Here is a 19108-nt window from a genome sequence, read left to right as displayed (position 1 = left end):
CCCGTCGTTCACGGGATCCAGTACCGCACGGCCTGGAGGATGCCATGGGCAAAGCTCCCATCTAAAATCCCGACCACTTCTCGCGGACCGCCGAGTGGCGCTCCCAGCTCATCCCGGGAGAACAAAGTCACTATAGCAGCCCCACGCCTCTTTGCCTCAACCCGAAATTGTTTTTCCCCTTGCGGCAAGATATCCCGACTTAATAGGAGAAGTCGAATTCTATCTGCCTGCAGCGCTCGCGAAACCGCCCTGGAGCCCGCTACGACTCTTTTGGCTCTTCGAGCCAGGCCGAGGAGCCTTTGGACCTTCTGAAGGACTGCCTGTTGGATCGACTCCCGAAGCTGCTGAACACTCAACGGGCCGAGTTCCGCTCCAAGAGCTCGCTGTAATGCCTTCCGCCTCACCGTCCGTTCCAGGCATCCAGCGTCGGGACAGAGATACGCTCCCCGTCCTTCCCCCCTCTCCAGATACGCGCGCAGCCCAGCCGGACCGCCACTGAACCGAACGAGTTCCTCCTGTTCTCGTCTCCGCCCACAACCCACGCAGGTTCGCTCTGGAGTCGCTCGTGAGACCGCAGTCATTTACGCGATCTCCGGCTCGACGGCCTGCTGCTGCTGGAGGATTTCCTCCTCCACGACGACCTTCTCCTCCTCGGTGGCTTCCCCTTCCCCGACGGTTTCCTCCTCAGGTAGGACTCCCTCGGTGATCGCGGCTGGCTCCTTCGCCGGCGCGGGACGGGACAAGAGTTCTTGAATGGCCGTGACGATCATGTCGGCCGTCCGAGGCCCGATGCCTTTGACGGCCATCAGGTCCTCCGCGGACGCCTGCACCAGTCGATCGAGCGTCTCAAAGCCGGCCTCAACCAATCGCCCCGCGATGCTGGGGCCAACCCCGGGGACTCTTGCCAGCTCATCAAGGGTGGCCCGAGCTTGCCTCGCTTTTTGCTCTGTCTCTCGAGCAAGCTCAGCACGACTCTTGATGTCCACCCTCCACCCCACCAGCTTGGCTGCCAGGCGGGCATTCTGCCCGCGTCTTCCGATGGCTAGGGACAGCTGCTCGTCCGCCACCAGCACATGCAGCGCGCGGCTTGACTCATCCGCCGTGACGGACTCCACCTGAGCGGGGGCCAGTGCATTCCGCACGAAATTCGCCGGACTTTCTTGCCAGGGGATGATATCGATCTTCTCGCCTCCCAACTCCCGGACGATCGCCTGGACTCGGGAACCCCGGTAGCCTACGCAAGCCCCCACCGGGTCGACGTTGCTGTCACGGGAGATGACGGCGATCTTAGCCCGCTCCCCCGGTTCCCGAGCCACCCCCTTGATCTCTACAATCCCTTCCTCGACCTCCGGAACCTCGATCTCGAAGAGCCTCAACAACATCCCCGGATGGCTGCGCGACAGGAGCACGGTAGCCCCCCGTGTTCCCTTCTTGACCTCTACGATGTAGGCTCGGATCCGGTCACCAGGGCGATAATCCTCTCGTGAAAGCTGCTCCCGAGGAGGAAGAATTGCTTCCGCCTTACCCACATTAACGATCACATTACTCTTTACCACCCGCTGGACGATTCCGGTAATCAGTTCTCCTTCGCGGTTCTTGAAGCTCTGGTAGATGCTGTCTCGTTCCGCCTCTCGGACCCGCTGAATGATCACCTGCTTTGCGGTTTGGGCGGCGATCCGGCCAAAGCCGGGAGGTTCGACCTCAGTCCGGAACTCACCCCCGAGTTCAAGATCTGGCTGATGCCGACGGGCCTCTTCAAGCGTCATCTCGGTCCGTGGATTCGTCACCTCTTCCACGATCTTCTTTACCTTGTACAGAATAAACCGCCCGGAGGCCTGATCAAAGTCAACCCGGTACTCCGACAAAGTCCCCAAGGTTTTCCGAGACGCGGACAAGATCGCCGCCCCAACGGCATCGATGAGCACCTCTCGTTCGATCCCTTTCTCTCGTCCGATCTGCTCGATAACCTGGATTAGATCTAGCGCCATTCGTCTCCCTCTCACGAAAGGTCCAACGTCTATGTTACATGGTGCCGTACCGTTGGACCTTGGACGTTGGACCTTAGACTGACACTATAGTTCGACCTCAAGCCGGGCCTTCACAATCGCCTCTAAGGGTAGAAGAAGCGTCGGTCCCTCGGCCTGTCGCAAGATCACCATGCCCTCCCGGTATCCCTCTAATCGGCCACGGAACCGTCGCTGCCCGCCGATAGGAGCCGCGGTCTCGAGCCGGGCCAACCGGCCAGCAAATCGCATGAAATCCTGCGGCGTCTTGAGAACGCGGTTCAATCCGGCTGAGGAAACTTCCAAGCTATAAGGATGCTCGATGAGCCCTTCCACGTCCAAGAGGTCAGAGAGCTGCGCACTGACCTCGCTGCAGTTCTCCAGTGTGACCCCCTCCGGCCGGTCCAGGTACAGTCGAAGCACCCAACCCCGTGCTTCCCGACGAAATTCCACGTCCACCAGCGTCATCCCCTGGCTTTCTATCAGGGGAAGGGCAACGGTTCGGACTCGCTCTACAACCAGATCGACCGTAGACATCTTTCCCGTCCCCAGAAAATAAGAAAGTGGGCTATTGCCCACTTTTCTCCCCCTGAATATAGTACAGCATCCAACCAGAGGCAAGGGGAATTTCGTTAGGCCCCTTTTTCTTCCTGCTTGGCCTCGGCCACCAGCTTTTCCTGGATGTGGGCCGGAACTTCCTCGTAATGCGAAAACTCCATGGTGTAGTCTCCCCGATCTGCGGTCAGGGAACGCAGCTGGGGGGCATACTCCAGCATTTCCGCGAGAGGGACGAGCGTCTTGATGACCTGGCCCTTGCTCCTGCCCTCTACCCCCATGACCCGCCCCCGCCGAGAATTGAGATCGCCGATCACATCCCCGATCGCATCGTCGGGGGCGCTCACCTCGACCGCCATAATCGGTTCGAGAAGGATGGGGGTGGCCTGTTGAACCCCCTTCTTCAAGGCCATGGAGCCGGCGATCTTAAAGGCCATCTCCGAAGAGTCCACTGAATGGAACGATCCATCATAGAGGCTCACCTTGACGCCGGTCACGGGATAGCCGGCCAAGACCCCTCGTTCCATCGCCTCCACGACCCCCTTCTCCACGGCCGGGATGTATTGTCTGGGGATCACCCCGCCGACGATCTGATTGGCAAATTCGTATTTCTCACCCCGCGGCATGGGCTCGAGCTTGATCCAGCAGTCGCCGTATTGTCCACGGCCCCCCGTTTGTTTTTTGTATTTCCCCTGCACGGAGGCGGTCCCCCGGATCGTCTCCTTGTACGGTACACGAGGGGTCTTCATGGCGACGTCTACGCCGAACCTCCGCTTGAGTCGTTCCACCGCCACCTCCAAGTGGACCTTCCCCATTCCGGAGATAATGGTCTCCTTGGTCTGCTGGTCCCGGCTCACCTTAAGGCTAGGGTCCTCTTCCAGGAGGCGGCTTAAGGCCCCAGACAGTTTTTCCTCATCTCCTTTGGACTTGGGAGCGATGGCGTAAGAAATCAGGGGTGTGGGCACAGGGAGGGGGTCGAGCAGGATGGAAGATTTTTCGTCGGCAAGCGTATCCCCTGTACTAGTCTCCTTCAGCTTTACCACAGCTCCGATGTCTCCCGGGCCCACTTCGTCGACGGGGACCTGGTGCTTTCCCCGAAGGAGCGATACCTGTCCGATCCGCTCTCTCGTCTCTTTGACGGCGTTATACACACTACTATCGGTACTCAGTCGGCCGGCATACACCCGGAAAACGCTGATCTTGCCGGCGTAAGGATCCCCAATGGTCTTAAAGATCAACGCCGTGAGCGGTGCATCTGGCCGCGCCTCCCGTGAAACCCGTTCCTTTGACTTCGTGTCTTTTCCCTCCACCAGCGGCCGATCCAAGGGAGAGGGGCAGATATCGATTAAGACATCGAGTAGAGGCTGGATGCCGATGTTCTTTAACGCCGACCCGCAAAGGACGGGGAAGAGTTTCCTGGCGGCGATAGCCCGTCGGATGCCGGTCCGCAGCTCTTCGGGGCTCAGCGTGCCACTCTCGAGATAGCGCTCAAGCAAGCTATCTTCCGACTCCGCCACCGCCTCAACGAGCGTATGCTGGAGCTCTCCCGCCCGGTCCTTGAGCTCGGCCGGTATCTCCTCCTCCTTGAACTTTCCCGATCCGTCGGTCTGGAAGGTGTACGCCTTCATCGCCAACAGATCCACCACCCCGCGGAAGCCAGCCTCGGCCCCTATGGGGATTTGCAAGGGGATGGCTGCGGGATGCAAGCCTTTTCGAATATCCTCGACCGTACGAAAAAGATCCGCCCGTTCCCGATCCATTTTGTTCGCAAAGAAGACACCCGGCAGGCCATACTCCTCCGCATATCCCCAGACCTTTTCTGTCTGGACCTTGATCCCGTCCACCGCACTGACCAGGATGAGGGCGATATCCGCCACGCGCAGGCACATCCGGGTGTCGGGAAGAAAGTTGGAGAAGCCGGGGGTATCGATGAGATTCACCTTGACCCCCTTCCACTCACAGAAGGCGACGGCCGAGCTGATACTGATCCCCCGCTTGATCTCACCCTCGTCAAAGTCGGTCGCGGTATTCCCTTCTTCTACTCGTCCAAGGCGGGTCAGCGCCCCGGTGTCAAAGAGGATTGCCTCCGTCAAGGAGGTCTTTCCCTCCTGTCCATGGGCAACGATCCCCACATTCCGGATCTGCGTGATTTCGTAAGCCTTCATGGAATCCCCCCCCATGATCAGCATCACCTGATGATGCAGGCAGGAAATCCCCGGGCTTCTAGGTAGCACACAGCCTGTCGTGGTGTAAAGGGAAAAATTAAAACCATGTTTGCCTTGACGCGGGTGACTCCTGCCTGGTACCTTGTCCACGCCCAACACGGTGGTAGAAATCCACCAGCAAAGCACCCCGCAGATCGTTTGACCCCCGCTGAAGACAGGAGGAGACCATGGGAGAACTGATCCACACCTCGAAGACCAAGATCTTCAAAGACAAAGGGCCGGTCCGGCGAGCCTACATCGAGTCATTCACGGAGCCGGTGCACTACGGGATCCACGGCGGGATCAAGAAATTTTACGGGGTGGAGCCGGAAGAGGATTTGCCGACCACGCTCGATCACGTGATTTCTGCTGTGGCGGGCTGAATGACGGGCACGCTAGCCGTGGCGCTAGCGGCGCGGAAGATTCCGACGCACCCGGATAAACTCTGGTCAGAGGTCGAGGGCTCTATTGAAAACGTCGATGGGCACCCGCTGATCACCAAGATCAGCGTGCGCTATCACGTGAAGGTTCCTCAGGGAAAACGTTCGGACGCTGAGCGGGCGATCGAAATCCATGAGAAGGGGTGTCCTGCCTCGCAGAGCGTACGGCGGGGGATCGCCATCGAGTACACTGGCACAATAGAGGAGGAGTAGCACAGGCCGGGCAAAAGAAAAGCCCTGAAACCGTAGTTGTTCCAGGGCTACTCGTGGCGAAAGGGGTTAGGGGGAAGCGGCTTGTTTCTCTTTCTTTTTCTCCTTCTTCCCGCGCTTGGCCGCCACCTCAGGGCTCACCTCAGCGCCCACCAGTTCGACCGCAGCCAGGGGGGCCCCATCCCCCACCCGATACTCGAGCTTGGTAATTCGGGTGTAGCCCCCGTTGCGCCCCCGGTACCGCTCGCCGATGGTCTCAAAGAGCTTCTTCAACACCCGCTCATTCTGGATTACGTCTGCCGCTTGTCGGCGGGCGTGCAGATCATTTCGTTTGGCCAGCGTGATCATCCGCTCCGCGATCTTGCGAAGCTCCTTGGCCTTAGCGACAGTCGTGATGATCTTCTCATAGAGAAGCAGAGAAGTCGTCAGGTTGCGCAGCAAGGCCTCTCGATGAGCCGAAGTCCGTCCGAGCTTCCTTCGAAGTTTCCGATGCCGCATCCGTTATCCCCTCAACCTTCGTCGGTCCTCCTCTTAGGCTGACCAGGGACCGCCGGGAATGTTGTCAAGGTTCATCCCGAAATGGAGGTCCATTCCGGATAAGATCTCTTTGATCTCGTTCAAGGATTTCCGCCCGAAGTTCTTGGTCTTGAGCATCTCGGCCTCGCTCTTTTGAACCAGCTGCCAGATATATTGAATATCGGAATTCTTGAGACAGTTGGCCGAGCGGACAGAGAGTTCCAACTCATCCACGCTTCGGGCCAGATATTCAACGAGGCGCTCTTTCTCCGCATCCGCCACCCGCTCCGGCTCCTCATCTCTCTCATCAAAGGTGCTGAAGATGTTGAGATGATCTTTGAGGATCCGGGCCGCAGAGACCACCGCCTCTTTCGGCAGTATACTTCCATCGGTCCAGACCTCGAGGGTCAGCTTGTTATAATCGGTGGCGTGACCCACCCGCGTATCTTCCACCTGGTAGTTGACCCGAACGATGGGAGAGAAGACTGAATCGACGGCGATAACATCCACAGGTTGATTCTCCCGCTTGTTCCGCTCTGCAGAAGCGTAACCCCGCCCCCTGCCCACCTCAATCTCCATCTGCAACTGCCCATCTTTGTCGAGAGTTGCAATATAAAAGTTGGGGTCCACAATCTCCACCTCGGCATCGGACACAATCTGGGAAGCCCGGACCTCTCCCGGGCCGGTGGCCTTCAGGTGTAGAGTCTTCGGCCCCTCCACTGCCATCTTGACGCGGAGGCCTTTGATATTCAGGATAAGATCGGTTACGTCTTCCTTCACACCAGGGATGGTGGAAAACTCATGGTGGACACTCGCGATCCGGACCGTGGTCACCGCCCCCCCCTCGATGGAGGAGAGGAGGATCCGGCGCAGGGAGTTCCCCAAGGTCTGGCCGAATCCCCGTTCCAATGGCTCGGCAATGAACTTCCCGTAAGTACTCGTCAAGGTCTCGAGCTCACACTCTAGCCCCTTCGGCTTGTGAAAACCTTTTACTTTTTGCAGCATCAACGACAACCTCCGTGTCCCCGCCCCAAGGGGGACTTGTGCGCTACGCGGCGCTATTTAGAATACAGGGCCACCACCAACTGCTCTTGGACCGGAATGACGATATCTTCCCGAGCAGGGAGGGCCCGGACCACACCCCGCATGGCCTGGGGATCCAACTCAAGCCAGGAGGGAAGTTCCCGCTTCTTGACCCCCTCCAAGGCCGCCTTGATCGCCAGCATTTCACGACTTTTGTCCGAGACCTGCACGTGGTCTCCAGGCCGAACCAGATAGGAAGGAATGTCTACCCTCCGGCCATTCACCAAGAGGTGACCATGTCTGACGATCTGGCGAGCCTCAACCCGAGACGAGGCAAAGCCTACACGGTAGACCACATTATCCAGCCGCCGCTCCAACAAGCGGAGAAGATTCTCCCCGGTCATTCCTTTCTGTCGCTCGGCCATATGGAAATAGTTGCGGAATTGCCGCTCCAAGATGCTGTAAACCCGCTTCATCTTTTGCTTTTCGCGCAGCTGAAGCCCATAGTCAGTTACCTTCTTCACACGCCGTTGTCCGTGCTCGCCCGGGGGGTAGTTGCGCTTCTCAATGGCACACTTGGGACTGAAGCACCGGTCCCCTTTCAGGAACAGTTTCAATCCTTCCCGTCGACACAGTTTACAAACAGAACCGGTATATCGTGCCACAGTTGAGACTCCTTCCCGTCATACCCTCCGACGCTTCGGCGGGCGGCAGCCATTGTGCGGAACGGGCGTCGCATCTTTGATCGTCGTAATCTCGAGTCCCGCTGCCTGCAGTGCTCGGATCGCCGCCTCCCGACCAGCCCCCGGGCCCTTCACATAGACCCTCACCTCTCTCATCCCATGCGACATGGCTTTCTGAGCCGCATTCTCCGCGGCAGTCTGAGCAGCAAAAGGAGTACTCTTTCGTGACCCCTTGAAGCCCACACTGCCGGCACTGGCCCAGGTCACCACATTCCCCTGCGGGTCGGTAATGGTCACGATGGTATTATTGAAGGTGGCCTGGACATGGGCGACTCCTTGTGTGATGTTCTTGGCCTCCCTCTTGGGAACGGCCCGGGCCCCTCCCCGTCGTCGCGTTGCCGCCATGGTTTCCCTCCTACCTCTTCCGCCGGGCACCTACCGTGCGGCGAGGGCCTTTCCGGGTCCGGGCATTCGTATGAGTCCGCTGGCCCCGGACCGGAAGCCCCCGTCGATGTCTGAGACCCCGGTAGCTGCCGATGTCCATAAGTCGCTTGATGTTCATGCCCACATCTCGACGGAGGTCTCCCTCGACCTTAAACTGTTCCTCGATCACCCGCCGAATGCGATTCACCTCATCTTCGGTCAAGTTCTTCACGCGCACATCAGTGCTGACATTGGCCTCACTCAGGATCCTGCGAGAAGACGAGCGACCGATCCCAAAGATGTAAGTGAGAGCCACCTCCAGCCGTTTCTCGCGCGGAAGATCCACGCCTGCGATTCGCGCCATTTGTCCTCCTCGTCATCCGTTGATCGACGACCCGGTTACGACGGTCATCGGTCTTCTGTCTGCGCTAGCCCTGTCGCTGTTTGTGTCGAGGGTTTTCGCAGACGATCCGGACAACCCCTTTCCGCTTGATTACCTTGCACTTCTCACAGATTCGTTTTACCGACGCCCGCACCTTCACTTCAGCCTCCTGCTGTCAACCATCAGCTGTCAGCAATTACTATCGCGGGTCAAAGCTGACTGCGGACTGCTGACAGCCGACAACTACTTATGGCGATAAATGATGCGACCTCGGCTCAGATCGTAGGGACTGAGCTCCACAATAACTTTATCCCCCGGGAGGATCCGGATAAAATGCATCCGCATCTTCCCCGATATGTGGGCCAGCACTTTGTGGCCCGTCTCGAACTCCACCCGAAACATGGCGTTCGGCAAGGGCTCGACCACGGTCCCTTCGACCTCGATCGCCTCTTCCTTCTTTTGGGTTTGTCCAGCGGACTTCTTTTTGCGCTGTCCAGCGGACCTCTTTCTGCGCTGTCCAGCGGACCTCTTGCGCATCGACCTCCTACCAAGTTTCTCCCGTTTCGGAACGGGTGAGAATTTCGGGGCCCTTTTCGGTGATGACAATCGTGTGCTCAAAGTGGGCAGACAGCGAACCATCCTGGGTCACCGCGGTCCATCGATCCTCGAGGATGGTCACCTCGTGGGTCCCGGCATTCACCATGGGTTCAATGGCCAGAACCATTCCAGGCTTCAGGAGTGGCCCACGACCCGGGGGGCCAAAGTTGGGGATTTGAGGCTCTTCGTGTAGGGCCCGCCCAATTCCATGCCCAACGAAGATCCGAACCACCGAGAAGCCATCAGCCTCCACGTGAGTCTGAATCGCATGGGAGATATCTGTCAGGTGCTGACCAGACACCGCTGCCGCGATCCCGCGGTGCAGTGCCTCGCGGGTGACCTCGAGGAGTCGCCTCGCTTCTGGAGAAATTTCCCCGACAGGAACGGTCAGCGCCGCATCTCCATAATACCCTTCCACAATCGCCCCAAGGTCTAAACTCACGATCTCTCCTTCCTGAAGCCTGCGCTCGGAGGGAAGACCGTGCACTACCTCTTCGTTTACCGAGGTGCACACGGTACACGGATAACCCCGGTATCCCTTGAAGGCAGCTTGCGCTCCCCGTTCGAGGAGAAAGGCCTCGGCAAAACGATCGAGTTCTGCCGTCTTCACCCCGGGTTGGCTCTCCTCCCGGAGGGCCAACAACGCCTCGGCAACGAGCCGGCTGGCCTGACCTATACGATCCACCTCCCACAGTGCTTTGTACTCTATGGGACTGCGGAGCGGCAGTTTGACCGTCTCACCCTTCAAGGACCCTCGATATCCGTGCAAAGATGTCTCCCGTGTCTCCCAGCCCCTTGACCGTCTTCAACCGTCCCTGCCTCTGATAATACCCGATCAGCGGCTCGGTCTGCTCGCGATAGACCTGGAGGCGCCGACGGACCGTCTCTTCCTGATCATCGTCCCGTTGGATGAGATTCCCGCTGCACTTGTCACAAATGCCGCCAACCCGAGGAGGATGAAATTCCACATGAAAGGGTTCTCCACAGGCCTGGCACGTTCGCCGTCCGGCGAGGCGGCGGATCAATTCCTCTTCTGTTACGTCGAGGCTCACTACGGTGGGGAGTGACGTCCCCAACTCTTTCAGCATGCGCGTCAGCGCCTCCGCTTGCGCCACGGTCCGGGGAAAACCGTCGAGAAGATACCCTGCCTGACAGTCAGACTCGGTCAGGCGGTCGCGGACGATACCGATCACGACCTCGTCCGGGACCAACGCCCCCCGGTCCATGTACGTCTTGGCCTCTTTCCCGAGAGGAGTCCCCGCAGTCACAGCGGCCCGCAGGATATCCCCGGTGGAGATCTGGGGAACCCCATATTGCTCGGTCAGCATCTTGGCTTGGGTCCCCTTGCCCGCCCCGGGAGGGCCGAGGAGGATGACTTGCATGCCTAAACTCTTAGCATATCGAAAAAACCACCGCCTTCAAGTTTCAGAAGGTTCGCCCCTTCATCTTTCCCTTCTTGAGGAACCCTTCATAGTGGCGCATCACGAGATGGGCCTCGATCTGCTGCGCGGTATCCAAAGCGACGCCGACCACGATGAGCAGGGAGGTCCCGCCGAAGAAGAAGGGGACATTCGCCCACATGATCAGGACTTCCGGAAAAATGGAGATCAGCGCCAGGTAGATGGCCCCGACGAAGGTGACCCGGTCGAGCACCTTTTCAACATACTCCGCCGTCCTCGCGCCCGGGCGGATACCTGGGACGAAGCCCCCGTATTTTTTCAAGTTTTCCGCGACATCGGCGGGGTTAAAGATGATAGCGGTATAGAAGTAGGTGAAGAAAATGATACTCCCGCCGTAGAGCGCAAAGTAACTGATCGACCCCGGCGAGAGTACCTGCGCCACCGACTGCATCCAGGGATGCGCGATAAACTGGGCCACCGTCGCCGGCAACACGATGATTGAAGCGGCGAAAATGACAGGGATCACGCCGGCCGTGTTCACCCGTAAGGGGATATGTGTTGCCTGTCCTCCGTATACCCTCCTGCCAACGACCCGTTTGGCATACTGGACTGGAATAGGCCGCTGGCCTAACGTCATAATGACCACCCCGGCCACCACTACGACCATAACGACTATGATAAAGAGGAAAACGTAGGCCTTCATCTCACCGGTCCGGATGAGTTGGAAGGAAAGGTAAATTGCCGAGGGAAGGTTCACGATGATTCCGGCAAAGATGAGAAGTGAGATCCCATTGCCGATCCCCCGCTCTGAAATCTGCTCTCCCAACCACATCAGAAGGATGCTGCCGGCGGTCAGGGTCAGGGTGGTCATGATGCGAAAGCCCCAGCCGGGATTGGGCACGACCAGCGCCCCCGATTCCGCGGTGATCCCCTCCAGCCCGATGGCAATGCCCATCCCCTGGATCACGGCGATGAGGACCGTCCCGTACCGGGTATACATGGTAATCTTTTTCCGCCCCTCGGCCCCCTCTTTTTGGAGCCGCTCGATATACGGAACGACCACCGCCAAGAGCTGAAGAATGATCGAGGCATCGATATAGGGCATGATCCCGAGGGCGAAGATACTGGCGCGCCGTAATGCCCCACCGGAGAAGAGATCGAAGAAGCCAAAGAGCGTGCCGCCAGCCCTGGCGAAGATATCACCCAATGCCGCCGCATCGATACCAGGGGTAGGGATGTGCGCCCCGATGCGGTAGACGATAAGGATCAGGCCGGTGAAGAGGAGGCGCTTCCTGAGTTCGGGGACTTTGAAGATATTGGCGAAGTCGCTCATGGCTCCTCGATTACCTTGACCGCCCCTCCTGCGGCGTCGATCTTACGGAGGGCAGCCTCAGAAAAGCGGTGCGCCTCCACCGTGACGGGATGCGAAAGATTTCCATCTCCCAGAACCTTGACCCCGTCCTTTACCCCCTTGATGAGACCTCGTTCCAGGAGGAGAAGAGGAGTGACCGTCGTCCCGGCTTCGATCCGATCCAGATCCCGGAGATTGACGATGGCAAACTCCTTTCGAAAGCGATTCCGAAAGCCCCGCTTTGGAAGGCGCCGGGTGAGCGGCATCTGGCCTCCTTCAAACCAGGGTGGGATACTCACCCCCGACCGGGCCTTCTGCCCCTTGTCCCCCCGGCCCGAAGTCTGCCCGTGTCCTGATCCCGGGCCCCGCCCCACCCGCTTTCGCTTCTTTCGCGAGCCAGGAGCCGGGCTAAGCTCGTGAAGTCTCATCGGACACTCCCAGTCCCTCCTCAGCCTCTTCCCCTTTCTTTCCCCGGAGCAAGCCGATCTCATCGGGAGAACGAAGAGCCTGGAGACCGGCCATGGTCGCCTTGGCCACATTGTGGGGATTGGCGCTGCCTAAAGACTTCGCCCGAATGTTCTGAACACCAGCCGCCTCGAAGACCGCTCGCGCGGCACCACCCGCCACAATCCCGGTCCCCTCCGAGGCCGGCTTCATCAGGACGAGCCCTGCCCCGTACTTCCCGAGGATCCTGTGAGGAATTGTCCGCCCCTTGAGTCGAACCTTGATCAGGCGTTTCTTGGCTGCCTCGATCCCCTTCCGAATCGCTTCCGGAACTTCGTGGGCCTTTCCCAGTCCGAGCCCTACGTGCCCCGCCTGGTCCCCTACCGTGACCAAGGCGCTGAAGCTGAAGCGGCGGCCACCCTTGACCACCTTTCCCACGCGGTTAATGTGGATGACGCGTTCGACCAGGTTCAAGGCTTGGCTATTGATTTGTTCGGTCGCCACAAACCTCCTCCATCAGAAGGTCAATCCCTTTTCCCGGGCCCCGGTCGCCAAGGCCTTGACCCGTCCATGGAATTTGTACCCGCCCCGGTCGAAGACCACTCGCCGGATCTCGTGCTTGAGGGCCTTGTCCGCCAGGATCTCCCCTACGACCTTGGCGGCATCGGCCTTTGTCCGATTTCCCCCCTTGCCCTTGAATTCCGGTGAGACGGTGGAAGCGGCCGCTAGCGTCCGCCCCTCCAAATCGTTGATGATCTGTGCGTAGATATGGCGGCGAGACTTGAAAATCGACAGGCGAGGCTGATCAGGCACGCCAACGACCCTTTTCCGCACTCGCCGATGCCGTCTCCGCCGGGCAAGCCGCTTCTTCGTCCAATCAATCGTGCTCACAACTCCCTCTACTTCGCCCCGGCCTTTCCGGCTTTGCGACGGATCCGCTCACCCACATACTTGACCCCCTTCCCCTTATACGGTTCCGGGGGCCGCAAGCCCCGGATCTTGGCGGCGACTTCCCCCACACGTTGCTTGTCAATCCCGGAGACCGTGATCAGCGTCGTGCCCTCCACGGTTGCCTTGATATCGGGAGGCACCATGTATACCACGGGGTTCGTATACCCGAGGCTCAACGTAAGCGTCTGACCCTGGACCTGAGCGCGATAACCGACGCCGGCCAGCTCCAGCTTCTTCTCAAATCCTTGGGTCACCCCTCGGATCATATTCGCGATCAGCGCCCGCGTAAGCCCGTGGAGGGCCCGGTGGGGTTTTTGATCAGTCGAACGGTCGCAGAGAACTTTTCCATCTTCTACACGGACACGGATGACCGGGTGCACATCTAGCACGAGCTGCCCATTTGGCCCCTGCACTTCAACGGAACCGTTGAGCACGGAGACCTGAACATCACTCGGGATGGAAATGGGCAGCCGGCCAACCCGCGACATCGTAATCACCCTAAAGGGTCCGAAGTCCAAAGTCACAGGACCTTTCCCATTACCGACGTTGGACCTTGGACTGTGGACGTCGGACTGTCGTTACCAGACGTGGCAGAGAACCTCGCCTCCTACTCCTTGGTTCCGCGCCTCCCGATCGGTCATGATCCCCTTGGAGGTAGAGATGATCGCAATCCCCATGCCGCTCAGGACTCGGGGAATCTTGCGGGACCGGGCGTAGACCCGGAGCCCCGGCTTACTGGTCCGGGTAATCCCGCGGAGGACCCGCTCGTTGCCGGAACCGTACTTCAGATAGACCCGAAGAATATCTTGTATGTCTTGATCGATGACCTTATAGCCTTTGACGAAACCCTCTTTCTTCAGGATCCGCGCAATCTCCACCTTGAGCCGCGACAACGGGATATCCACTTTCTCGTGCCCTGCCGCGTTTGCGTTCCGCAGGCGAGTAAGCATATCGGCAATCGGATCGGTCAACATTGAGCTACTCCGTTCAGGGTTTACGGTGCATGATTCAGGGACTTGTACAAGGTCATCGTGCTCACCCGACCCTGAACTGTGAACCATGAACTCTGAACTGGCAAGTTACCAACTGGCCTTGACAACACCGGGAACCTCTCCCCGGAGGGCCAAGTGCCGGAAGCAGACCCGGCACATGGCGAACCGTCTGAGATAGCCCCGGGGGCGGCCACAGATCCGACACCGGTGATACTGCCGCACCCGAAACTTTGGCGCCCGCTGCGCCTTCACCACGAGGGCTTTTTTTGCCACACTCCCCCTCCCTCAGGACCGAAAAGGAAATCCAAGTTGCTCCAGCAGGGCGCGGGCCTCCTCATCGTTTTGGGCAGTGGTGTGGATGCAGACATCCATCCCCCGGACCATATCGACCTTGTCGTACTTAATCTCGGGGAAGATGACCTGCTCTTTGACTCCCAACGCATAATTGCCGCGTCCGTCAAATGAATGAGGGGAGACGCCCCGAAAGTCCCGGATCCTCGGCAGAGCAATATTCAGAAACCGGTCCAAGAACTCGTACATCCGATCCCCCCGGAGAGTCACCTTACAGCCGATGGGCATCCCGGTTCGGAGCTTGAAGCCCGCCTCTGATTTCTTGGCCCGGGTCACCACGGGCCGCTGCCCGGTGATGGTCGCCAGCTCCCCGACGGCACTATCAATGACCTTGATATTCCCCACCGCTTCGCCCAGCCCCATGTTGATGATCACCTTCACAGGGCGGGGAACTTGAAAGAGGTTCTTGAATCCGAACCGCTTCATGAGGGCGGGAACCATCTCTCGATGATACCGCTCTCGAAGCCGGGACGGAGACTTGGGGGCAGCCGGAGACTTTGCCTCAGGTTTCGGCGCCTTTTCGCCCTTCTTTTTCGCCGTTTCCGCCATCGCCTTCTCCCTAATCCACGGCCTCGCCACACTGTTTACAGACCCGAACCTTTTTCCCATCGGCGAGGAAGCTGTGCCCGGTTCGAACTGGTCGGTCACAATGGGAACAGATGACCATGACGTTGGAGACGTGAAGGGGAGACTCCTTCTCGATAATCCCTCCCTGCTGGCTCACCCCTCCGGGACGGGTGTGTCGCTTCACGACATTGATCCGTTCGACCACCACCGTTCCAGCTTTCGGATTGACTCTCAAAACTTTCCCCCTCTTCCCCCTATCCTTTCCAGCCATGACCATGATCAGATCATTCTTCCGAATCGGAAGCACCGTCCGCACCGCCATGTTGTCCCCTGACCTTTTCCTGTTCCCAGCCGTTAAATCTGAGCCCCCTCAGACCACCTCTGGGGCCAACGAGATGATTTTCATAAACTGCTTCTCTCGAAGCTCGCGAGCGACGGGGCCGAAGATCCGGGTCCCAAGGGGATTGTTTTGCTCGTTGATCAGGACCGCCGCATTCCGGTCGAACTTAATGTGAGACCCGTCGGTACGCCTGACTTCCTTCGCCGTCCGGACCACCACCGCCCGGACCACATCTCCCTTCTTCACCGATCCCTCAGGGAGGGCCTCCTTGACGTTCGCCACGATGACATCCCCGATTCGCCCATACCGTTTCGCGGAACCTCCGAGGACCTTGATGACGGAGATCCGCTTGGCCCCCGAGTTGTCTGCCACATCCAGAATTGTCCTGAGCCCAACCATGATCGATTCCTGCCGTCGCGCCTCTCAGTGCGCGATGCGCACCACACATATCTCATACGGCCTTTTGGACGACCTCGATGATACGCCATCGTTTGTCTCGGCTCAGGGGACGGGTCTCCATGATCCTGACCTTGTCCCCAACCCGGCATTTCTGCTCTTCGTCGTGGGCCTTCAGCTTGGTCCGACGGCGCAACAGCTTGTTATACTTGGGGTGCCGGAAAGACCGCTCAACAGACACCACCACCGTTTTCTGCATCCGGTCGCTGACCACGGTCCCCGTGAACACCTTCCGCCGGCTGCGCTGCTGCATCATTCTACCCCGACTCCTCGGGACCCCGGTCCTGGCCCCGTTCCCGCTCTCGCAGGAGGGTCTCGATCCGAGCAACATCTCGTCGGAGCTGGCGAAGGCGTATGGGATTCTCCAACTGCGCCACGGCCTTCCGCATCCTCAGACGGAAGAGATCCTCTCTGACATCACCCCGCTTTTGGTGGAGTTCCTCAGTGGTCATCTCCCGGAGATCCCTGACTTTCATTCGCCCAGTGTCCCCTTGGACCGCGTGACGAACTTCGTGGCAATAGGTAACTTGTGAGCCGCCAGACGCAGCGCCTCCCGAGCCTCGGCTTCACTAACCCCCTTCATCTCGTAAAGAATCCGACCTGGCTTCACGACCGCAACCCAGCCCTCCACTGCACCCTTCCCCTTTCCCATCCGAGTCTCCGCCGGCTTGGCCGTGAGCGGTTTGTCTGGGAAGATCCGAATCCACAACTTGCCGCCTCTTTTCACATACCTGGTAATGGACCGCCGGGCTGCCTCAATCTGGCGGTTGGTCACCCAGGCTGGCTCCAGGGCCTTCAGGCCGTACTCACCAAAGGCAAGCGCGGTGCCCCCTTTCGCTTTCCCTTTTGTCCGCCCTCGCTGCTGTTTCCGATACTTGGTCCGCTTGGGCATCAACATCGACGGCTCCTACTTCTCAGCGACACCCTTTCTTCGGCGCCGCTGCCTCTCCTCACGGACGTCTGGGACCGTGGGCCTTTCCCCTTCCGCCACGGCCTCGGGTATGACCTCCCCGTGAAAGATCCATGTCTTGACTCCAATCCTTCCATAGCTCGTCCTCGCCTCGGCAAAGCCGTAATCGATGTCGGCCCGAAGGGTATGGAGGGGAACCCGCCCCTCCCGGTACCATTCGGTCCGGGCAATCTCCGCCCCCCCCAGCCGCCCCGAGACCATGATCTTCACCCCCTGCGCCCCCAACCGGATGGCGGACTGGACCGCCCTTTTCATGGCTCGACGGAAGGCCACCCGCCTCTCCAGCTGGGCCGCCGTGGCCTCCGCTACCAACTGCGCGTTGGTCTCCGCCTTCCGGACTTCGGTGATGTCGAGTTGAAGCTCCTTATCGGTCATGGCCGCAAGCTCTTGGCGAATCTTGTCGACCTCGGAACCTTTTCTGCCGATGATGATGCCGGGGCGCGCGGCTCGAACGATGATGCGGAGCTGATTTGCTTTGCGCTCAAACTCGATGCGGGAGACGCCGGCGTGGTACAGTCTCTCCTTGAGGTGCCGACGGATCTTGAGGTCTTCGTGGAGCTGATCTGCATACGCCCTGGTCGCGAACCACCGCGATTTCCAGGTCTTGATGTACCCCAATCGAAATCCCTCGGGATGGACTTTTTGTCCCATGTCTCGCCCCCAATCTATGAAGCCGGACGTTCCTCTAGCACAATGGTAATATGACTGGTCCGTTTTTGTATCGGAGTTGCCCTTCCCATCGCCCTGGGTACCCACCGCTTCCCCCGAGGGCCCTCGTCAACCGTGGCGGCCTTTACAAACAGGCGCTCCACATCCCGCACGCCATGGTTATGTTGCGCATTGGCCATGGCGGACCTCAACAGCTTCTCGACGATTCGGGCCGCCCGCTTCGGGGTATAGCGGACAATGGTCAGGGCCTGCCCCACATCCTGACCCCGGATGAGATCGACGACCAGTCGAGCCTTCCGGGGTGGCACTCTCACAAATTTGAGGACCGCCCGCGTCTCCATGCTCGCTCCCGCCGTCCGTTGTCCACCCCGCGACACATCTCAGCCATATTCGCCTCGCCGGTGAAGGCCTTCCCTCCTCACTTTAAGGCGGTCGTCTTGGCCGTGCGCCCGCTGTGTGCTCGGAAGGTCCGGGTGGGGGAGAACTCACCCAGCTTGTGGCCTACCATGTTCTCGGTCACATAGATTGGAATGAACTTCTTCCCGTTATGCACCGCCAGCGTATGGCCCACGAACTCCGGGGTGATAGTCGATCGGCGGGACCAGGTCTTGATGACACGGTGGTCCCGCGTCCGATTCATGTCTTCAATCTTTTTCAGCAGCTTGGGATCGATGTACGGTCCCTTCTTTAACGATCGCCCCATCGAAACTACCTCCGGCGGTGAATCACTTCCGCTTACGGCGAGTACGCCGAGTGACAATCTCGCGGTCAGACCATTTTCTCTTCTGGCGTGTTTTGTAGCCCTTGGTCGGCTTTCCCCAAGGGGTGCATGGATGTCGGCCCCCTGCACTCTTGCCCTCACCCCCTCCTAACGGGTGATCGTGCGGGTTCATCGCCACCCCCCGCACCGATGGCCGGATGCCGAGCCAACGAGCGCGCCCCGCCTTACCCAAGGTGACATTCTCGTGCTCGATGTTGCCCACCTGGCCGAGGGTGGCTAGGCAATCCACGTGAACCTTCCGGACCTCCCCCGACGGGAGCTTGAGGAGGGCTCGATTTTCCTCCCTCGCCATCAGTTGCGCCGAGGCTCCCGCGCTCCGACAGAGTTGTCCCCCTTTGCCCTGCGAAAGCTCGATATTGTGAACCACCGACCCGAGTGGAATGACCCTGAGCGGCAGGGCATTCCCCACGCTGATCTCAGCTTGGGGGCCGGACATGACCTGCGCGCCGACCTCGAGTCCACCGGGAGCCAAGATGTAACGCTTCTCACCATCCGCGTAATGCAAAAGAGCAATTCGCGCTGAGCGATTCGGGTCGTACTCGACGCTGGCGACCTTCGCCGGAATACCAACCTTATCTCGCCTGAAATCGACAAGACGGTACCTTCGCTTATGCCCTCCCCCCTGGTGGCGTACCGTCATCCGGCCCTGGTCATTGCGCCCACCCCTCCTGCGGAGGGAAGCCACGAGACCCTTGACTGGCCGCTTCCTCGTGAGCTCATCAAATGTGGCCACCGACTGGAATCGACGGCCGGATGAAGTCGGCTTGTAATTTTTAATTCCCATATCTTCCGCTCTTCAG

At 59.3% G+C, this 19108-nt stretch carries 31 protein-coding genes and 1 pseudogene; 2 read left to right on the top strand and 30 right to left on the bottom strand.

Annotated elements, in window-relative coordinates:
• Positions 1 to 8: 8 nt before the first annotated feature.
• The 4 genes from O6929_05165 to fusA form a co-directional block, all read right to left on the bottom strand.
• Complete coding sequence (locus O6929_05165) at positions 9 to 581, bottom strand: DUF448 domain-containing protein (protein ID MCZ6479782.1); 573 nt, start codon at positions 579 to 581, stop codon at positions 9 to 11.
• A complete protein-coding gene (gene nusA, locus O6929_05160; GenBank protein ID MCZ6479781.1) occupies positions 582 to 1988 on the bottom strand; it encodes a transcription termination factor NusA in 1407 nt (468 codons plus the stop codon). It abuts the gene before it with no gap.
• Between the two features lie 84 nt (positions 1989 to 2072).
• Positions 2073 to 2540 carry a ribosome maturation factor RimP gene (locus O6929_05155; GenBank protein ID MCZ6479780.1) on the bottom strand — a complete coding sequence of 156 codons (468 nt, stop codon included), beginning with the start codon at positions 2538 to 2540 and terminating at the stop codon, positions 2073 to 2075.
• Positions 2541 to 2635: 95 nt separating this feature from the next.
• Positions 2636 to 4723: an elongation factor G gene (fusA, locus tag O6929_05150; protein MCZ6479779.1), complete on the bottom strand. Its 2088-nt coding sequence runs from the start codon at positions 4721 to 4723 to the stop codon at positions 2636 to 2638.
• Positions 4724 to 4950: 227 nt separating this feature from the next.
• Between fusA and O6929_05145 the strand changes: the two genes are divergently transcribed.
• A complete protein-coding gene (locus O6929_05145) occupies positions 4951 to 5145 on the top strand; it encodes a hypothetical protein (protein ID MCZ6479778.1) in 195 nt (64 codons plus the stop codon).
• On the top strand, positions 5146 to 5415 hold the full coding sequence (locus O6929_05140) for an OsmC family protein (GenBank protein ID MCZ6479777.1): 270 nt from the start codon (positions 5146 to 5148) through the stop codon (positions 5413 to 5415).
• Between the two features lie 147 nt (positions 5416 to 5562).
• On the opposite strand, the pseudogene rplQ reads toward O6929_05140, so the two are convergent.
• From rplQ to rplB, 26 genes and pseudogenes are all read right to left on the bottom strand, one after another.
• Positions 5563 to 5910 (bottom strand): annotated as a pseudogene (gene rplQ, locus O6929_05135) (50S ribosomal protein L17).
• A 33-nt stretch (positions 5911 to 5943) separates the two neighbouring features.
• Complete coding sequence (locus tag O6929_05130; protein MCZ6479776.1) at positions 5944 to 6933, bottom strand: DNA-directed RNA polymerase subunit alpha; 990 nt, start codon at positions 6931 to 6933, stop codon at positions 5944 to 5946.
• Between the two features lie 53 nt (positions 6934 to 6986).
• Positions 6987 to 7616: a 30S ribosomal protein S4 gene (gene rpsD / locus O6929_05125; protein ID MCZ6479775.1), complete on the bottom strand. Its 630-nt coding sequence runs from the start codon at positions 7614 to 7616 to the stop codon at positions 6987 to 6989.
• A gap of 18 nt (positions 7617 to 7634) precedes the next feature.
• Positions 7635 to 8039 (bottom strand): 30S ribosomal protein S11, encoded by a 405-nt coding sequence (gene rpsK, locus O6929_05120; protein ID MCZ6479774.1) that lies wholly within the window; start codon positions 8037 to 8039, stop codon positions 7635 to 7637.
• A 10-nt stretch (positions 8040 to 8049) separates the two neighbouring features.
• On the bottom strand, positions 8050 to 8421 hold the full coding sequence (rpsM, locus tag O6929_05115) for a 30S ribosomal protein S13 (protein MCZ6479773.1): 372 nt from the start codon (positions 8419 to 8421) through the stop codon (positions 8050 to 8052).
• A 64-nt stretch (positions 8422 to 8485) separates the two neighbouring features.
• A complete protein-coding gene (rpmJ, locus tag O6929_05110) occupies positions 8486 to 8599 on the bottom strand; it encodes a 50S ribosomal protein L36 (protein MCZ6479772.1) in 114 nt (37 codons plus the stop codon).
• Between the two features lie 83 nt (positions 8600 to 8682).
• Positions 8683 to 8883: a translation initiation factor IF-1 gene (gene infA / locus O6929_05105; GenBank protein MCZ6479771.1), complete on the bottom strand. Its 201-nt coding sequence runs from the start codon at positions 8881 to 8883 to the stop codon at positions 8683 to 8685.
• Between the two features lie 100 nt (positions 8884 to 8983).
• Positions 8984 to 9745, bottom strand: a complete 762-nt coding sequence (map, locus tag O6929_05100; protein ID MCZ6479770.1) for a type I methionyl aminopeptidase — start codon at positions 9743 to 9745, stop codon at positions 8984 to 8986.
• Between the two features lie 28 nt (positions 9746 to 9773).
• The gene (locus O6929_05095; GenBank protein ID MCZ6479769.1) at positions 9774 to 10418 is read right to left on the bottom strand and encodes an adenylate kinase; all 645 of its coding nucleotides are present in this window, start codon (positions 10416 to 10418) and stop codon (positions 9774 to 9776) included.
• Between the two features lie 43 nt (positions 10419 to 10461).
• Entirely contained in the window at positions 10462 to 11769 is a 1308-nt protein-coding gene (gene secY / locus O6929_05090; protein MCZ6479768.1) for a preprotein translocase subunit SecY, read from the bottom strand.
• Complete coding sequence (gene rplO, locus O6929_05085; GenBank protein MCZ6479767.1) at positions 11766 to 12215, bottom strand: 50S ribosomal protein L15; 450 nt, start codon at positions 12213 to 12215, stop codon at positions 11766 to 11768. The genes secY and rplO overlap by 4 nt, the downstream gene beginning before the upstream one ends.
• Positions 12196 to 12735, bottom strand: a complete 540-nt coding sequence (gene rpsE / locus O6929_05080; protein MCZ6479766.1) for a 30S ribosomal protein S5 — start codon at positions 12733 to 12735, stop codon at positions 12196 to 12198. The genes rplO and rpsE overlap by 20 nt, the downstream gene beginning before the upstream one ends.
• A 12-nt stretch (positions 12736 to 12747) precedes the next feature.
• The gene (gene rplR, locus O6929_05075; protein MCZ6479765.1) at positions 12748 to 13122 is read right to left on the bottom strand and encodes a 50S ribosomal protein L18; all 375 of its coding nucleotides are present in this window, start codon (positions 13120 to 13122) and stop codon (positions 12748 to 12750) included.
• An 8-nt stretch (positions 13123 to 13130) separates the two neighbouring features.
• On the bottom strand, positions 13131 to 13670 hold the full coding sequence (gene rplF / locus O6929_05070; protein MCZ6479764.1) for a 50S ribosomal protein L6: 540 nt from the start codon (positions 13668 to 13670) through the stop codon (positions 13131 to 13133).
• A gap of 90 nt (positions 13671 to 13760) precedes the next feature.
• The gene (gene rpsH, locus O6929_05065) at positions 13761 to 14156 is read right to left on the bottom strand and encodes a 30S ribosomal protein S8 (protein MCZ6479763.1); all 396 of its coding nucleotides are present in this window, start codon (positions 14154 to 14156) and stop codon (positions 13761 to 13763) included.
• A 105-nt stretch (positions 14157 to 14261) separates the two neighbouring features.
• Positions 14262 to 14447 (bottom strand): type Z 30S ribosomal protein S14, encoded by a 186-nt coding sequence (locus O6929_05060; GenBank protein ID MCZ6479762.1) that lies wholly within the window; start codon positions 14445 to 14447, stop codon positions 14262 to 14264.
• 12 nt (positions 14448 to 14459) lie between these two features.
• Positions 14460 to 15074: a 50S ribosomal protein L5 gene (gene rplE / locus O6929_05055; protein MCZ6479761.1), complete on the bottom strand. Its 615-nt coding sequence runs from the start codon at positions 15072 to 15074 to the stop codon at positions 14460 to 14462.
• 10 nt (positions 15075 to 15084) lie between these two features.
• The gene (gene rplX, locus O6929_05050; GenBank protein MCZ6479760.1) at positions 15085 to 15414 is read right to left on the bottom strand and encodes a 50S ribosomal protein L24; all 330 of its coding nucleotides are present in this window, start codon (positions 15412 to 15414) and stop codon (positions 15085 to 15087) included.
• 48 nt (positions 15415 to 15462) lie between these two features.
• Positions 15463 to 15831 carry a 50S ribosomal protein L14 gene (gene rplN, locus O6929_05045; GenBank protein MCZ6479759.1) on the bottom strand — a complete coding sequence of 123 codons (369 nt, stop codon included), beginning with the start codon at positions 15829 to 15831 and terminating at the stop codon, positions 15463 to 15465.
• 52 nt (positions 15832 to 15883) lie between these two features.
• Complete coding sequence (gene rpsQ / locus O6929_05040) at positions 15884 to 16144, bottom strand: 30S ribosomal protein S17 (protein MCZ6479758.1); 261 nt, start codon at positions 16142 to 16144, stop codon at positions 15884 to 15886.
• A gap of 1 nt (position 16145) precedes the next feature.
• Positions 16146 to 16364, bottom strand: coding sequence for a 50S ribosomal protein L29 (gene rpmC / locus O6929_05035; GenBank protein MCZ6479757.1), 219 nt, complete (start codon positions 16362 to 16364; stop codon positions 16146 to 16148).
• Entirely contained in the window at positions 16361 to 16786 is a 426-nt protein-coding gene (rplP, locus tag O6929_05030; protein MCZ6479756.1) for a 50S ribosomal protein L16, read from the bottom strand. Before rplP ends, rpmC begins: the two co-directional genes overlap by 4 nt.
• Before the next feature lie 9 nt (positions 16787 to 16795).
• Complete coding sequence (gene rpsC / locus O6929_05025) at positions 16796 to 17509, bottom strand: 30S ribosomal protein S3 (GenBank protein MCZ6479755.1); 714 nt, start codon at positions 17507 to 17509, stop codon at positions 16796 to 16798.
• 14 nt (positions 17510 to 17523) lie between these two features.
• Positions 17524 to 17868 (bottom strand): 50S ribosomal protein L22, encoded by a 345-nt coding sequence (rplV, locus tag O6929_05020; protein MCZ6479754.1) that lies wholly within the window; start codon positions 17866 to 17868, stop codon positions 17524 to 17526.
• Between the two features lie 77 nt (positions 17869 to 17945).
• The gene (gene rpsS / locus O6929_05015) at positions 17946 to 18230 is read right to left on the bottom strand and encodes a 30S ribosomal protein S19 (GenBank protein MCZ6479753.1); all 285 of its coding nucleotides are present in this window, start codon (positions 18228 to 18230) and stop codon (positions 17946 to 17948) included.
• Between the two features lie 22 nt (positions 18231 to 18252).
• Entirely contained in the window at positions 18253 to 19092 is an 840-nt protein-coding gene (gene rplB / locus O6929_05010) for a 50S ribosomal protein L2 (GenBank protein ID MCZ6479752.1), read from the bottom strand.
• Between the last annotated feature and the right edge of the window lie 16 nt (positions 19093 to 19108).

The organism is Candidatus Methylomirabilota bacterium, assembly GCA_027293415.1.
GTDB lineage: Bacteria > Methylomirabilota > Methylomirabilia > Methylomirabilales > CSP1-5 > CSP1-5.
The sequence above is the reverse complement of the archived record's forward strand: the minus strand, read 5'-3'. Positions and strand labels throughout refer to the sequence as shown.